Source organism: Paenibacillus violae (assembly GCF_032461945.1).
Taxonomy (GTDB): Bacteria; Bacillota; Bacilli; order Paenibacillales; family NBRC-103111; genus Paenibacillus_E; species Paenibacillus_E violae.
This window is the reverse complement of the sequence record NZ_JAWCUD010000008.1, coordinates 195485-210553: the sequence shown is the minus strand read 5'-3', so window position 1 is coordinate 210553 and position 15069 is coordinate 195485. Positions and strand designations below refer to the sequence as shown.

Below are 15069 nucleotides of genomic sequence, written 5' to 3'. Positions count from 1 at the left end.
TTTATTCAACTAGTTAAATGGCCCTGATAGGATCATTAAGCGTATAGCCTTCAAATGTAAATGCTACTTCTTCCTTCACTTCCTCCCCTGCCGTCCAATTGGCCAACTGAAGCTTGTCCAGCATGACATTGTTTAGCGTAATCCGCTCGAAACCATATGCATCAGGATCATTCAACTTGGATACAAGACTGAATTTGTCAAATCCTCTGGCGATCATATCACTTGTAACTTTAAACCCGCTCAGTGTCCCGGTTCCTTTCATTGCACCTTTTTTATGTCGAACCCACGGGTCTCCCGCAAGCTGAAGCTCTTTCTTCTGCATCTCCACATTCGCTTCCAAATGATTAAAATTGGTTTGCCATACGCCACCGATAAATACCGAACCATATGTTCCTAAAATGACTCTGCTCGCATCTAAACTCATTCGTAATCCCCCTTAATGTACGATAAAAGTGCCAAAAATTTGTTCCATCACATCGGTCAACTGCGCATCCCACTTGATATATACTTGATCAGGTTCTGGTGTCAGTTCAGCGCTTTCTCCGTAATAAGCCGGGTCCAGATATACATCAAAGCTCGTTGCTTCAATGACACCGGCTTGTGCCAATGTCTGCATATACTGCTTGGCTGACTCCACCAGAGCAAGACGCCCTTCCTCCGTGTTATTTACTTTTCCGATATATCCCTCTTCCGCCGTTCGCAGAAGATCCTGATTGATGGCATCCATAACACGAATCGTACGGATTTTCTTCCAAGCTGCATTTTGGCCTTGGCGCAATGAAACGAGTGAATTCATTCCACGCAGCGTTTTCACTCTCTGACCGTCATGATACAGCAGGAAAACGCCGTTTTTCACTGAACTCTCCTGCTCGCTGCGCGTCCATCTCCGTGTCACGTCACTGAACGGAGCAGCCGCGTAAGTCGTAGATTCACTCAGCTTTTGACCCGCAATCAGCCCCGCTACATAGGCTGCTACCCATGACGAGCTATAACTTGTACCCGCGAGGATTGCTCCTGTCCCGACGTTGACAATCGCTTCATGATTAAACAACGCGCTGCGTGCCGCTGCTCGACTGGCTGCATCGGAAGCCGTATCATCAGCAGTAGAACCGCCTAGCACCGTTATGATGCCTTTCCCTTCAGAGCGCAATCGACTCGTCCAAGCAGCTACCGATGCTTGAATGCCTGTATCTGTAACTCCATCCAGCGCAAGCACATGGAATTCCTGTGTCTCCAGCGCGCTCAAAGCATTCAGGTAGTCGGCTGAGGCAATCCCGCTGATACCCGAGCTGCCGCCAGTTAGCGCACTGCCTGAGACGGCAGCTAACGTACCATTGCCAGGGGCAAGAACGGTTGCTGTCAGCCAAGGATTACCGCTGTCTTGATTTAAAACATCTGCTGCAGCCTGAACGGTACTGCCCGTGAATGTAAATGTCTTCAGAACAGAGGAGCCTTCAAGAAGCTTTAAATCCTTTTTCGACGCATCCACAGCATTCGTCTGAATAATGATCGAGAAGCTGTTACCTCGTGTCCCTTCGTACTTAGCTTCTAATTTCAATACATTGGCCGAAGCCGAGTCTTTCAGCGTTAAAGATGCTTTGGCTGCTGTGGTATCCGCAATTCGGTATGCCAGCACCTTCTTCGGCTTACCCAGCAAGGCCAGCTTCAAAATCGCTTGTGCGGAAGCCGAGCCGCTTTGATCGCGACCGAACGCATCATAGATGCCCTGCTCACTCGTTATTTCAACAAACTGTCTCACTGCTCCCCAATTTGCTTTAACCGGCACGGCAACAACACCTTGACTCCCCGGCAAGATCGCACTTAGCGCCGCCGCCTCAAAATTCATATAAAATCCCGGTAATACCGGTCGATCCGTTTCACTCCAAGCTCCACCCGCCATTATTCCTGCACCTTCCTTTGTAAAAAGTTTTGAACGGCTTGATTGACATATGCGATCTCATACATCGTTTCGGAATCTCCTTGTAAGGCACCAACAATCACTTCCGGAGTACAATCAAAGAGCGCTCTTGAATTTGCCATTAGTTCTTCCTTGTCATACAGTACGATTTCATCACTCGTCATACTGCTTGTTTGCGTTTTGTCTTGTTTCAAATTCAGTCACCTCATTCTTAAATTTTTGGTTCCGTGTGGATACCAGCTATCAACGGATTCGAACTTTGCGTAACCCCCGCAGCCCCCGTCAACGTCACTGTCAGTACGCCTGTAGACAAATCACCCGAGCGAATCGTTGCCTGAGCTTCCAAGACCGTTAACCACCTGCCGCCTAACCCGCCAAGAGGCAATTTGGCATGCTCAGCTAAGCCAAGCATCAGCACTTGCGCTGCCAGCTGATATTCACTTGCCGATCTAGCGGCAATATGGCCGACGAATTGCTTGGACAGCTGCTGAACGCCTCGCGAGGCTGCTGCGCTATGCCAACCTGTACACTGCCATGAGACTGCGGGTCGGCAGGTTCCATTGAAACCTCGATAGACACGCCATTGCCCACCAAGTGCGGTTTCGGTGAATTGTGAGATAGCCTCCAGCCACGATTCGACGACAGGCTTGATCTGCTTTAGCAGAAAGACGGCTTTCATAGAAGATCTGCCTTGTGCATCAAGAGCCTGTCCTGCCGGCAGCGATGTAATTTGCGCCGTATACAGTCCACCGTCCACTTGAATGGTGCCCTCCTCCGGCTCCAGCATACGGCCAATGAGCCGCCAGATTCTCTCCTGTGCACCCTCAGCGGTTGCGCTTCTAACCAGCAGGCTCAGCTTGCGCCAACTGCCAGGAGCGTCCAGCTTGAATTCCGCGCTACCTCCGACATGGCATAGGATAATGGCCTCATTAGAGTTCTGAGATTCGCTATCCACGAACAGGTCCGTGCCGATCGTTCCCTCTCCTTTCGCTTGTAAAAACAGCGCCAATTGTTTGGCCATGTTAATCATTCATTCTCTCACCTCTTCTCTTGTTTTTTTGTTTTGAAATTCAAAACATTTTTTTCTTTACCGCAACCACATCCTTTCATCTACTCCCAATGAGCCTTGCTTAAAGGTTTCAGGAGATTAATTACTTCGTTCTTCTTCAGCAGCATCACCGCCTTCTTGGTCTACACATTGATCTTACCATGCCTCCACTCTCATGCATTGCCAACAAGCGGCCAACAAGCAACCACATTAACCAAGTGTCCGGACCACCTCCGCCCTAAGCATATAGGCCAGTTTCTCCATCGCACGTGCCTTCACCCTTCGATAAGTACGCTCGCTCATATTCACCTCGTAACATAGCAAGTAATCCAGCACTTTCTCCTTCTGCAAATAACGTCTCCGTATAATCGCTTCCTCCTGCTCGTCCAGCCGCGACAGCGCCTGCTCAACTTCAGCTTGTAAGAGCGCTGCTTGCTCTTCCGGTGCAGATGCTACGATATATTCAGCGGGCATTTCCGCCACCTTACTCACATTATGCATCCCGCCATCTCTGCGAACTCTTCCGAGCGTCTGGTGCAAACGAACGGTCTCCAGCAGACTCTCCACCCTTTTCCGCGTAGCCCGCTTGTCTATCTGATCTTGCTCTATGTGTAAAATTTGTTCCAACATCCTCATCATCTCCCAAAATTTGTCGTTTTGAAATTATAAACAAATCATACGCTAAACTTGTTTATAATTTCAACACAAAAGTTTTGAGAAACGAAAAAAACGCTTGTTTTTTGTACCTCAAACCATTTACAATAAGGAACAGGTGATGAATCGATGAAAGATATGGTCCAGTTCGGCCTTCAAATCCGGCAGCTGCGCAAGATGAACCATTTTACCCTTAGAGAGCTTGGAGAGCGGTCCGGTGTTAGTTATTCATTTATTAACTCCATAGAAAATAACCGCTTTAACCCATCTAGGGAAACGGTGATTGCGTTAGCTGATGCGCTTAATTCCGCTGACAAGGACGAGCTCTTGCTGCTCGCAGGCTTTGCGCCGACGGATGAAGAGTCACTGGATGCCCCTTCCGGACCTGGGGTTAGCGATATCGATGATCCTGAGGTCAGCCTATTTTTCAAGGACTTCCAAAGTGCGCCTAAGGAACGACGGGACGAAATGCTTCGGTTCTGGCATTTCATCAAAGAGCAGCAGATTAACCGTACGCCGGATAGCGAGCAATAGTACATATGATAGGAAGTTAAGCCCCTTGGGCTTTTCTTTATCCCTATAAATCGAACATATATTCTCATTTCAATCATAACGAGGTGTTTTCCCTGTTTACTCACTATCAAACAACCCCTCTGGAACAATGGGTCGAAGCTTTATATGAGCAGCATGAAATCACAATACCTTCTCAGCTTTGCATGACGCATTTGGCTGCTAAGCTACGCATTTGGGTGTATACCATGGATATGAACAGTATGGCGATCGAAAGTAACGGGCAATTCAGCATTAATGTTGACCGTCGTCTCTCCCCCAAGGAGCAGTGGGAAGATTTCTTGCACGAACTCTGCCATGTTCTTCGGCACTCCGGCAACCAGATGGCAATGCCTGATCGTTATGTAAATTGGCAGGAACAGGACGCATCCGCTTTCCAACTCTACGCGGCGCTTCCCCTCTCCATGCTGAGAAACCTCGCTCTGCCTGAGAACAAAAATGAATTGATCGCCTATCTTTCTGAAGAATTCCAGGTCACTTACCGACTTGCCAAAGCTAGGATCGATCAAATTGAGAGGCGTGTCCTGCAGGGATCCCTGGACTACGAGTTTCAACAATATACCCAAAATCAGACAAACAAGAAATACGATCCATCCAATTGGTCCGAAGCTACCCGTTTAATCATGAATAAGCTGGAGTTTTTAAAATCTAGGGGGGTGCCTGCAGGTGGCAAAGCTAACCGTCTTTTATGATTATCATGAAGAGGGCATCGTTCCCATCCTTCTATCGCTGCGGTTTCGGCCTAACGAGCTTGATTTTAGCAAAAATTCGCTTTATGTGCCGCTGGGAGCGCCTTTTCAGCAGCTGAACATGGACGAGATTAACGAGTTCGATGCCGGCATCACCGTGCTGTTGGAGGACCTCATTGTCCATCCGGAGCGTCCCCATGCCATTGGTATCTCCCTCTCCAGTTTGAAGCTTCGACATGCTGCACATCTAGAAGGACTCTTCGATATCCAGCAGCTATGGCTGCGGATGAATGACATCGAAGAAGTGCTTCAGATGGAGGTGCGCACTTTGTACCCTTGGCATAACTCGCACAAGCCCCTCAAATAAAAAATCCCACACATCCATGAACAATGTTCATCCGATGTATGGGATAGGATTACCTATTCACTAATATAAGAGCAGATATAATCACTAACGGTTTTCACATCAAGCTTGAATTTTGCATTCGCCGGAACAGTGAACTCACCTTGTCCATTGATGCTGATCCACTCGCTGCTGCCTGGAAGAAGTACGTTCAGCTCACCAGCTTGGATTTCCATAATTTCTTTCACATCAGTTCCGAATTCATACTCACCCGGAAGCAAAATTCCCAATGTTTTTTTCGTACCATCCGCGAATTGTACCGTGCGGCTTGTTACTTTACCATCGAAATATACGTTAGCTTTCGTCAATACCGTTACATTTTCAAAGCTGGACATGATCAATAGTTCCCCCTCTAAAATGGCTATAAAATAAGGCCAAGCCCACGCATGGTGGGCTATGGCTTTGTGAATAACGCGGCTATGTTTGTTCTAAGCCAATAGAGCTTTGACTCTAGCTACAACGTTCTCTGGTGAGAAGCCGTACTCTTTCAGAACCAAATCGCCAGGCGCAGATGCACCGAACGTGGCAATACCCAAGATGGAACCTTCGTCGCCAACATAACGCTCCCAACCAAGTGGGAATGCCATCTCAACAGCTAGGCGCTTTTTGACATCTGGAAGAATGACGGAATCTTTGTACTCTTTGGACTGTTTCTCGAACAGTTCCAAGCTTGGCAAGCTGACAACGCGAACGCTGATGCCTTCAGCTTGAAGCAGCTTTTGCGCCGCGACAGCCAATTGTACTTCGGAACCTGTTGCAAGAATTTGAGCATCCGGCTTACCGTTAGCTGCATCGGATACTACGTATCCACCTTTGCTCAGGTTCGCTTTTGCACCTTCAACCGTTCCTTCGAGGATCGGCAGATTTTGACGAGTCAATACGAGCGCAACTGGTCCTTTAGCTTCAGCAATCGCATAACGCCAAGCTTCGGAAGTTTCGTTTCCGTCAGCCGGACGAATAACCGTAATGCCCGGAATGACACGCAGCGCTGGCAATTGCTCAATCGGCTCATGCGTCGGTCCATCTTCGCCAACTGCGATACTATCGTGTGTAAGAACATAGATAACCGGAAGCTGCATAAGTGCCGCTAGACGGATGGACGCACGCAGGTAGTCGGAGAACACGAAGAAAGTTGCACCATATACTTTTACGCCGCCGTGAAGTGCCATACCGTTCATGGCTGTACCCATACCGAACTCACGAACACCAAACCATACATTGCGGCCCGCATAGTTGCTCGCGCTGTAGTTGGATTCGCCTTTGATCATCGTATTATTGGAGCTCGCTAGGTCAGCTGAACCACCAATCAACTGTGGAAGCAAAGGAGCAATCGCATTGATCGCATTACCCGAAGCGACACGAGTTGCCATAGGCTTGTCCGATGTGCTGTAAACCGGAAGGTTCGCATCCCAACCTGCTGGCAGTTCGTTATTAACCGCTGCGCTGAATTGGTTACCCAATTCCGGATAAGCTTTAATGTAATCATTCAAAAGTGTGCTCCAAGCTTGTTCAGCTGCAGCGCCTTCTTTACCAATTTCCGCATAGTGAGCACGAACTTCATCAGGAACCAAGAAGTCCGGCTCTTCCGGCCAGCCGTATGCTTGTTTCGTCAATTTCACTTCGTCGCCGCCAAGTGGGGATCCGTGAGGTCCAACGTGTCCGCCTTTTCCACCTTTGTTCGGGCTACCGAAACCGATTGTCGTTTTCACTTCAATCAAAGTCGGACGAGTTGTGTCAGCTTTCGCTTCGGCAATCGCTTTGGAGATTGCAGCCAGATCATTCTGCTCTTCTACGCGCAGCACTTGCCAGCCATAAGCTTCAAAACGTGCATGAACGTTCTCGGAGAATGCCATATTCAGCTCGCCATCCAGCGAGATATCATTTGAATCGTAAAGCATAATCAATTTGCCCAGTTTCAGGTGAGCCGCCAAGGATACCGCTTCAGAGGAAACGCCTTCCATCATGTCACCATCGCCACAGATCGCGTATGTATAGTGGTCGATAACAGGGAAGTTTTCTTTGTTATATGTTTCTCTCAGGTGAGCTTCCGCCATTGCCATACCTACAGCCATACCAATCCCTTGTCCAAGTGGACCGGTTGTTGCGTCAACACCTGGTGTGTGACCGTATTCCGGATGTCCTGGTGTTTTGCTTCCCCATTGACGGAAGTTTTTGATCTCTTCGATCGGCAAATCATATCCACACAAGTGAAGAAGGCTGTATAGGAGCATGGAACCGTGACCCGCAGAAAGTACGAAACGGTCACGATTAACCCATTTCGGATTCGCTGGGTTGTGCTTCATATGCTGCTTCCACAGCACGTACGCCATTGGAGCAGCCCCCATGACCATACCAGGGTGACCGGATTTAGCTTTCTCAACGGCATCGATACCTAACGTACGAATCGTGTCAACTGCTAATTGTTCGATTGTTTTATTTGTTGCTGTCATTTCGAAAATTCCCTCCTATATGTCTCTACTTACCTAAGTCATAACTTGTACATACAAGTGACTTTTCTCGCTTGCATTATTGTACCATTTGCTTTGAGGCTTTGCCACAATAAACCGTTAAAACTCATCGGATTTGCGCTTACCAGCAAAAAAAAGACTGCACCCTAATTGGATACAGTCTAGTTTTCCCATCAATTGAAAACAACAGTCTTATTATTATGAACAATAATGCGATCTTCCACATGCCAAGCAACAGCTCTGGCTAGAACGATTCGTTCAATATGACGGCCGATTCGCTTCAAGTCCTCCACATTATCGCGGTGGCTAACCCGTTGAACGTCCTGTTCAATAATAGGTCCACCATCTAATTCTTCCGTCACATAATGTGCGGTTGCGCCAATAATTTTCACGCCGCGGTTATGCGCTTGGGCATACGGCTTGCCGCCTACAAAGGCAGGCAAGAACGAATGATGAATATTGATGATGCGGTTTGAGTAATGCTTGATGAAAGATGGCGAGACGATCTGCATATAGCGGGCCAGTACAATAGCATCCACTTTGTCTCCCACTACTTCCAGCTGGCGGCGTTCCGCTTCAGCCTTCGTATCTGCCGTAACCGGAATATGGTAATACGGAATGCCGAAAGGCTCTACCAGCGATTGCATGTCTGGGTGATTGGAGATCACCATCGCAATATCCGCATTCAAATCGCCTGCACGCCAGTGCCAAAGAAGCTCAAGCAACGCATGATCTTCCTTCGAAACAAAGATCGCGATACGCTTCTTTTGACTAGCTAGTGACAGGCTCCAATCCATAGAGAACTTGTCAGCAACGACAGAGAAAGCCTCTTTCAACTGCTGGACGCGGTTCTCCAACTCCTCCAAGTCGAACTCGATGCGGATGAAGAACATACCGCCTTCCGGATCCATCGTGTACTGGTCGGACTGCACGATATTCGCTCCATATTCAAACAAAAACTGTGACACTGCCGCCACGATGCCCGGCTGATCCGGACAGGAGATCAACATTCTAGCTCTATTCGCCCATTCGCTCTCCCTGCGAGTCAGGCTGTTTGCATTTCCCCGTTCCATGTGAATCCCCCTAGTTGCTTTCTACTCGAAAGCTATCTGTATTAAGCCTTCTTCAGTATATCCTGACCGGCAAGCCAAACGATAAGACGTTGGTTAAGCTGCTCCTCGCTCAGGTCGGACAACAATCTTTCCTCATGCAAAATATCGTACAAGCGCTCTAACGGCTCGCGGCCGTCCGCTTTTTTCGCTTTCGCATCGTTTTTCAAAATCTCCCAAGTTTTCAGCACATAATCGCGGAAATGAATATCTTTTTTGCCAAACATATGGTCGATTCGCTCTACATGATCCAGGAACTCTTCGCCGAAGCGGCCTTTGAGGTTACCGGACAAGAGGGCAATCTCCGCTTCGTACATCGGACGCTGCGTTTTGTCTTCTTTTCCAATCCAAGGCGTCTCTAGAATCATTGGCAAATGCTGCAGCTTCTCATGATTAGCCACATTATTCATCGCTTCAAAGCCAATCCAGCCTGAGCCTAACGGCGCATGACGGTCTTTCGCAGCCCCGCGAGGATTTTTACTGTCGTTTAAGTGAACGACGCCTAATTTCTCTAAGCCAATAACTTTATCGAAATGATGCAGAACGCCATCCAGATCATTCACAATATCATAACCAGCATCGTGAATGTGGCAAGTGTCCATACAAACCGTAAGTTTGTTGTTAAACTCCACGCGCTCCATAATTTCCGCAATTTCCTCGAAGCTGCGGCCAATTTCGGTACCCTTGCCTGCCATAGTTTCCAGAGCAATATTCACGTCTGTGTCCTTCACGCCTGCCAGTACTTCATTCAAACCTTCAGCGATGCGTTCAATGCCATACTCCGCATCCTTGTCCGTGTAGGCACCTGGGTGAAGAACGATATTGCGCACACCGATGTAGGCCGTCCGACGAATCTCTTCTTGAAGGAAGCGAACAGCCAGTTCAAAGGTATCCTCTTTATAGGAACCCAAGTTAATGATGTAAGGAGCATGAACGACAATTTCGTTCATTGCATGCTTGTCCATCAAAGCTTTGCCTTCTTCAATGTATTGATCTTCAATGGGTTTGCGGCGCGTATTTTGTGGTGCGCCTGTGTATATCATAAACGTGGAAGAACCGTATGAAACTGCTTCTTCAGCTGCATTTAACAAGCCTTTATCTGAGAACGAAACGTGTGAGCCAATTTTGGGCATGATTCATTGCTCCTTTATTGAGTGTCTATCTGCTACCTTCCTATTTTACTCGGATTGTCGCAAGAAATCTAGAAATAAGGTATAATTCTTATCATATATGACCGTTTGGTAGTGAGGTGACAAATAAATGGCTAACGATTTTTTCATGTGGTTCATTATTTTCTGGGTGTTTGTCCTGCTGTTCTTCATGTCTGTAGGCGGATACTTCATGTTCCGCAAGTTCCTGAAGGTACTCCCCAAAGAGGACGGAAAGTCAAAGCTCGATTGGCAGAACCATTATGTCGATAATTCTCGCCATCTATGGACGGAAGATTCCAAAGCCTTTCTGGATCAGTTAGTTTCTCCCGTGCCAACAGCTTTTAGAGATATTGCCAAGCACTCCATCGCTGCTCGCATCGGACAGGTTGCTCTGGAGGCCAATGCTAATGAGGTAACAAGAGCTCACTGTATCGAGGGGTATATACTTGCGACTCCGAAGCGTGACTACCGCAGCTTAACCAGCTTCCTTGAGAGAGAGCAGATCGACTATAGCGCCTATAAGCATTTGCTTCAGTAAAATGAAAAAGCCACCCCTTATAATCAAGGGATGGCTTTATTTATTATGACGGCTGTCAAACAGACTCATGGTCATGCCTCCTATGTCGTAAATAAAAATGCGGAGGCTTCAAAACCGGAATAACAAATCTGCGAATTTCCGGACAACTCAGCACTTAATTTCTCCAAACGCTCGTTGGCGCAGTCCTTACAGTGACACAGAGGGATCGTAGTCTTATAATACCCTGTTTTGAAGACTTTCTCCGCGTTGTTTCTGGACATCACCGATTCGCATTTCACGCAATACACCATATCTAAGCTAAACATAAATTTCTCCCCTTTACTGAATCTTAATGTCGTTTATTGTTACATTATGTATATATAAATGATTATAAGATACATTTCGTAACTTAACAAGGGGTTTGTTCCTATTAACAGATATAATTGACTATGACATCATCGTAATAGCGATCTGGTTCGTAGCTTTTCGTGATCCTAGCAAATTCTTTATTATGTAAAGTTGCAAGTTGATTTATTTCATAAAGCAATTCGAATTCTACGTAGTCATTAGGTTGAACTGCCGCTTTATACAAATAAATATCTTTGTTCTTGCTCACAAGGTCTATGCAACCTTCGCAATGGAACGTTCGATTCGCAACGATAAGCTCGAAGCCGTAGATGATTTCGTTATCCGTAGGTAAAATCAATGAACTTTCGAAAGTAAATTGTGACTTCTCTAATTCCAAAATATCGATTATTGCATACTTCGTATGTATATTTCTCGCGTACATTTGAACAATTGTTAATTTACCTTCTAAAGGAGTAGTCAGTGTTAATTTGCTTCTTTTTCCAATCGTCAAAGCCTTCACACCACCTTAATACATATTGTATCTAGTCAAATGAATCTTTGCTTTGTTATAATGGTTTTCTGGTATATTTGGTTAAACACAGTGGATATAATGGTAGAAAAATAAACAGTGAGGAATGATCAAGCTGAAGTATGGAGACCGTATTGCCCTCTTACGTGAAAAGAGAGGACTGACCCAAGAAGAATTATCCATTAAAATTGGCATATCTAGGGCATCCCTTTCTCACTATGAAACAAGTCGTCGTGAGCCCGATTACGAAACCATTAATAAAATAGCGAACTTTTTTAATGTTTCCATTGACTATTTGCTTGGACGCACTAACCTTCAGCAAACTGTTCTTGATAACGATGTTCGGGACTTTGTAGAAAATCTTGATTTAACAGATGAAAATATTTTGCAAAAATTTTCATTGACCGTTGATGGCCGAAAGCTTTCACCAGATGAAGCAAAACGGTTCATTGCCTTTGTAAGGGCTGAGCGTTCGTTGGAGTAGTTGATTGCCGAGCAAGTTGTACTTTATGAGCCTGAAATTTCTGTTTGTCGATGCCAAGATAGAGAAGAATCTGATGAATATCGATTGAAATCTTAAGTTCTTGATTCATATACGGACCTACTCCCAACGCTCAGCTTTTCTTATAAAGTAAAAAATCATTCTCCGTTATTTACGATACGTTATGTATCTGTCATGAGACAGAATAGCGATGTTCGCTTGCTACTGCTTATTTACACCGATATACTTTAAGGTTACGGATGGCGCGGACTGATTAAACAAATCTCTAAGTACAGAAACATTTTTCGTTTTTAAATAGTAGTGATAGCCATATGTTTTACGGAGAGTGTGAGTGCCAATATCTGTTAAACCAACTTGTTTCGCCGCTTGATTTAAAATTCGATAAACGCGAATTCTCTTGATGGGATTACCCGTTCGTTGGGACGGAAATAAGTAATTATCCTCGTCCATATATTGAATATACTCCTTGATAAAGGCCTTAAGCTGTGAAGAAAGCTGGAATGTCTTGACTTTACCCGTTTTTTCCTCCCGAACACTTACCACATTTCGATCCCTCACATCTTTTACTTTCAATGATAAAAGATCGCTGAGATGGAGTCCGGAATTTATCCCGATTGTGAAGAGAAGCCAGTCCCGAATCGATTGTTCTTTTAAAACTTCTTGTAATTGTTCAATTTTCTCTTGATCTCTTATCGGTTGAACAACTTGCATGAATAGCACCTCACATGACCATAATCAAATTTCATTGTATGTATCTATTTTTTGCTATTGCATATGAACTCAAGGTACTCTATTCTATCAATCCTCCTAATTATTGTATGTTACATATTGTATCACAAATTTGATAAATGATCTATGCCTTTTCCTGTTCTCAAAAGGTAATATCTACGGTATAATTCTTAATAGAGAACGTTTTCATCGTTTAATCACTCATGGAGGGAGGCCACGTACATTGTTAAAAGTTGCTAGGTTTCTATTCATCCTTCTCATTTTCAGTGCTATTACGTTTCCAGTTTCCGCTTATGCTTCGGGTTATGAGTCAGGCACTTCTCAGAAAAACAGTTTCTTATCACAGCTTACTTCTTTGTTTAATCTGAGTAAATTGTGGAGCTCAAGTACAAACCAGAACAACAATAGCAATAATAGTAATAATAACAACAATAATAATCACAATAGCAACAACAACAACAACAACAACAGCAACAACAACAGCAATAACAACAGCAATAACAACAATCATAACAGTAATAATAACAACAGCAATAACAACAACAGCAATAACAACAATCATAACAGCAATAATAACAACAATAATAATAACAATCACAACAACAATTGGTATGACGACTGCTGGGACGACATCGATTGGGGCAATAATGATTGTCCGGAATCCTATGATATTTGGAAAAAGTGGTTCTGCTATTAACCAATAAAAACTCCGTCAGCATCAGCTGGCGGAGTTTCTGTCGGTTATGGCTGCTTCGTTTCCAGAACAAACACGGTAATTTCAGGCCGGCAATTGAATCTTATGGGAAACAATGTAGTTCCTATTCCGCGGTTTGTGTAAACGTGAAATTCACTTTTTTCGAAGGTATAAAGTCCTACCTCATACTTTTGTCCCAGGTCTGGTGTAAATAGGCTCCCGTAAAAAGGAATCCGAATTTGTCCGCCATGACTATGACCTGAAAGCTGCAAGGCAACAGGAAATTTCAAGGCAGTATCAGCGAAATCCGGCTCATGTGCAAGCAGCAGCACGAACTCGTCTTTTTCGGTCCCCTTTAACGCGAGAGGCAGATCCGGTTTACCATGGAACATTTCATCTATTCCTGCTATCCATAAACGGCTATTCCCGCGTACAATGGACCTATTTGCGTTGACTAGGACAGTAAAGCCGGATCGTTCAAGTACATCCTTGACCCGTTTAGGGTCCAGGCGCATATCGTGATTGCCGAGAACCGCGTATTTGCCCAATCTGGCTTGAAGCCGCGATAGAATCGGGATCACATCGTCATTTATTTGACCATAGTTAGAATCAAATAAATCTCCTGTAAAACAAATCAAATCAGGCTCTTCCCGCTGAACTAGCTTAACCACTCGAGCCATTTGGCCCAAGCTATAGTACTTACCGAGATGTGTGTCGCTGAACTGAACAATGCGCATGCCCGCGAATGCTGCCGGATACCGATGATACGCAAGAGGAACTGTATTTAACTGAATCCAATACCGCTCACCAAAGATGCCATATAGACCGCTTACTCCCGCAAGCGTCGCCAAAGATCCTACCGCAGTCATACTATACTTAAGAAATGCCCTGCGATTCATACGTTTATTGGTCACTAAATGTCCCCTTCCCTTACGAGTATCTCTAGGCCTAACTGCGGATGCTCATGCGGAATTTGTCGAGGGGAATCACATAAGCGTCGATACAATTTGTATAATTTTAATATGATCGGGATTGATTTCGCGGAAAAAACGTGCGATAATAAATTACCAGATACGATTTGTATCACAAAGAATGCTTTGGAGGGGTCACTTGTGAATCATCAGATGCATCAGACGGATTTGGAAGAACTTGATACGGAGTGGATCGAACTTATTATGAGCGCACGTAAGATGGGTTTTACGATGGACGAAATTCGCGCATTCCTAAGAAGCCCTTTCCAAACGACTCAAAAATCACAAAATTCAGCTGAAAATGATCCTTGTATGTCCTCATAGATCTACACAAGGTTATCTGGATTATTCATCGTTTGGTCGCTTCATTCTCCATTTGTTAAAATCCAGAAATTCGCGAAACTGCTGCTTATCGACCCCAGATGACATCGCTTCTTTAATAATGTCATACCATTCCTGATCGAGCTGAGGCCCATCCTGAGATGTCTCATCCTGCTCATCGATTAATCTCTCGACAGGCACTTTAAGGACAGCTGCAATTTTCTCAAGAAACTGAATAGAAGGATTCTTCTGAATATCCCGCTCCAAGCTGCTAATATAGGATTTAGCAACCCCTGCACGTTCAGCAAGTTCTGTCAATGACAGGCCCTTCTCTTTCCTCAATTGTTGAACACGTTTTCCAATCATTTCATATCTTCCCTTATCTCAAAGTGATGTGTGCTCTCATAATTATATCAGAATTTCCTCCAAAGAACAAATATGTTTCTTA

Annotated in this window: 21 protein-coding genes; 6 read left to right on the top strand and 15 right to left on the bottom strand. The window is 45.2% G+C overall.

Annotated features, from left to right (window positions below; genetic code table 11):
• Nucleotides 1–13 precede the first annotated feature (13 nt).
• The 5 genes from RQP52_RS22320 to RQP52_RS22300 all read right to left on the bottom strand — a co-directional run bounded on the left by RQP52_RS22320 (nt 14) and on the right by RQP52_RS22300 (nt 3596).
• Nucleotides 14–424 carry a phage tail tube protein gene (locus RQP52_RS22320; RefSeq protein ID WP_127455468.1) on the bottom strand — a complete coding sequence of 137 codons (411 nt, stop codon included), beginning with the start codon at nt 422–424 and terminating at the stop codon, nt 14–16.
• Between the two features lie 12 nt (nt 425–436).
• Nucleotides 437–1900, bottom strand: a complete 1464-nt coding sequence (locus RQP52_RS22315; RefSeq protein ID WP_315953896.1) for a phage tail sheath subtilisin-like domain-containing protein — start codon at nt 1898–1900, stop codon at nt 437–439.
• Nucleotides 1900–2112, bottom strand: a complete 213-nt coding sequence (locus RQP52_RS22310; protein ID WP_315953895.1) for a hypothetical protein — start codon at nt 2110–2112, stop codon at nt 1900–1902. Before RQP52_RS22310 ends, RQP52_RS22315 begins: the two co-directional genes overlap by 1 nt.
• A gap of 17 nt (nt 2113–2129) precedes the next feature.
• The gene (locus RQP52_RS22305; RefSeq protein WP_315953894.1) at nt 2130–2948 is read right to left on the bottom strand and encodes a minor capsid protein; all 819 of its coding nucleotides are present in this window, start codon (nt 2946–2948) and stop codon (nt 2130–2132) included.
• Between the two features lie 228 nt (nt 2949–3176).
• Entirely contained in the window at nt 3177–3596 is a 420-nt protein-coding gene (locus tag RQP52_RS22300; protein ID WP_315953893.1) for an ArpU family phage packaging/lysis transcriptional regulator, read from the bottom strand.
• Between the two features lie 153 nt (nt 3597–3749).
• Between RQP52_RS22300 and RQP52_RS22295 the strand changes: the two genes are divergently transcribed.
• The 3 genes from RQP52_RS22295 (at nt 3750) to RQP52_RS22285 (ending at nt 5246) form a co-directional block, all read left to right on the top strand.
• Complete coding sequence (locus RQP52_RS22295) at nt 3750–4154, top strand: helix-turn-helix domain-containing protein (RefSeq protein WP_315953892.1); 405 nt, start codon at nt 3750–3752, stop codon at nt 4152–4154.
• A 182-nt stretch (nt 4155–4336) separates the two neighbouring features.
• Entirely contained in the window at nt 4337–4882 is a 546-nt protein-coding gene (locus RQP52_RS22290; RefSeq protein ID WP_315953891.1) for an ImmA/IrrE family metallo-endopeptidase, read from the top strand.
• Entirely contained in the window at nt 4857–5246 is a 390-nt protein-coding gene (locus RQP52_RS22285) for a hypothetical protein (protein ID WP_315953890.1), read from the top strand. Before RQP52_RS22290 ends, RQP52_RS22285 begins: the two co-directional genes overlap by 26 nt.
• 53 nt (nt 5247–5299) lie before the next feature.
• On the opposite strand, the gene ppnP is transcribed toward RQP52_RS22285, so the two are convergent.
• The 4 genes from ppnP to RQP52_RS22265 all read right to left on the bottom strand — a co-directional run bounded on the left by ppnP (nt 5300) and on the right by RQP52_RS22265 (nt 9992).
• Complete coding sequence (gene ppnP / locus RQP52_RS22280) at nt 5300–5617, bottom strand: pyrimidine/purine nucleoside phosphorylase (RefSeq protein WP_157317957.1); 318 nt, start codon at nt 5615–5617, stop codon at nt 5300–5302.
• Nucleotides 5618–5710: 93 nt separating this feature from the next.
• Entirely contained in the window at nt 5711–7732 is a 2022-nt protein-coding gene (gene tkt / locus RQP52_RS22275) for a transketolase (RefSeq protein ID WP_315953889.1), read from the bottom strand.
• A 191-nt stretch (nt 7733–7923) separates the two neighbouring features.
• Nucleotides 7924–8823, bottom strand: coding sequence for a formyltetrahydrofolate deformylase (gene purU, locus RQP52_RS22270; protein WP_315953888.1), 900 nt, complete (start codon nt 8821–8823; stop codon nt 7924–7926).
• A 41-nt stretch (nt 8824–8864) separates the two neighbouring features.
• Entirely contained in the window at nt 8865–9992 is a 1128-nt protein-coding gene (locus RQP52_RS22265; RefSeq protein WP_127455457.1) for a deoxyribonuclease IV, read from the bottom strand.
• 127 nt (nt 9993–10119) lie between these two features.
• Here RQP52_RS22265 and RQP52_RS22260 point away from each other — a divergent pair, with 127 nt between their 5' ends.
• Nucleotides 10120–10548, top strand: a complete 429-nt coding sequence (locus RQP52_RS22260) for a DUF2621 domain-containing protein (RefSeq protein ID WP_315953887.1) — start codon at nt 10120–10122, stop codon at nt 10546–10548.
• Nucleotides 10549–10628: 80 nt separating this feature from the next.
• On the opposite strand, the gene RQP52_RS22255 is transcribed toward RQP52_RS22260, so the two are convergent.
• Nucleotides 10629–10853, bottom strand: a complete 225-nt coding sequence (locus tag RQP52_RS22255; RefSeq protein ID WP_315953886.1) for a hypothetical protein — start codon at nt 10851–10853, stop codon at nt 10629–10631.
• 104 nt (nt 10854–10957) lie between these two features.
• On the bottom strand, nt 10958–11317 hold the full coding sequence (locus tag RQP52_RS22250; protein ID WP_315953885.1) for a hypothetical protein: 360 nt from the start codon (nt 11315–11317) through the stop codon (nt 10958–10960).
• Between the two features lie 202 nt (nt 11318–11519).
• Between RQP52_RS22250 and RQP52_RS22245 the strand changes: the two genes are divergently transcribed.
• Nucleotides 11520–11888, top strand: a complete 369-nt coding sequence (locus tag RQP52_RS22245; RefSeq protein ID WP_174806797.1) for a helix-turn-helix domain-containing protein — start codon at nt 11520–11522, stop codon at nt 11886–11888.
• A gap of 219 nt (nt 11889–12107) precedes the next feature.
• Here the strand turns inward: RQP52_RS22245 and RQP52_RS22240 are convergent, their stop codons facing one another.
• From RQP52_RS22240 to RQP52_RS22230, 3 genes are all read right to left on the bottom strand, one after another.
• Nucleotides 12108–12617, bottom strand: a complete 510-nt coding sequence (locus RQP52_RS22240; protein ID WP_315953884.1) for a tyrosine-type recombinase/integrase — start codon at nt 12615–12617, stop codon at nt 12108–12110.
• 400 nt (nt 12618–13017) lie between these two features.
• The gene (locus RQP52_RS22235) at nt 13018–13233 is read right to left on the bottom strand and encodes a hypothetical protein (RefSeq protein ID WP_315953883.1); all 216 of its coding nucleotides are present in this window, start codon (nt 13231–13233) and stop codon (nt 13018–13020) included.
• A 143-nt stretch (nt 13234–13376) separates the two neighbouring features.
• Nucleotides 13377–14228: a metallophosphoesterase gene (locus RQP52_RS22230; RefSeq protein ID WP_315953882.1), complete on the bottom strand. Its 852-nt coding sequence runs from the start codon at nt 14226–14228 to the stop codon at nt 13377–13379.
• Between the two features lie 213 nt (nt 14229–14441).
• On the opposite strand from RQP52_RS22230, the gene RQP52_RS22225 reads away from it, so the two are divergent.
• The gene (locus RQP52_RS22225) at nt 14442–14624 is read left to right on the top strand and encodes an anti-repressor SinI family protein (protein WP_315953881.1); all 183 of its coding nucleotides are present in this window, start codon (nt 14442–14444) and stop codon (nt 14622–14624) included.
• Between the two features lie 21 nt (nt 14625–14645).
• Here the strand turns inward: RQP52_RS22225 and RQP52_RS22220 are convergent, their stop codons facing one another.
• A complete protein-coding gene (locus RQP52_RS22220; RefSeq protein WP_127455449.1) occupies nt 14646–14987 on the bottom strand; it encodes a helix-turn-helix domain-containing protein in 342 nt (113 codons plus the stop codon).
• Nucleotides 14988–15069 lie beyond the last annotated feature (82 nt).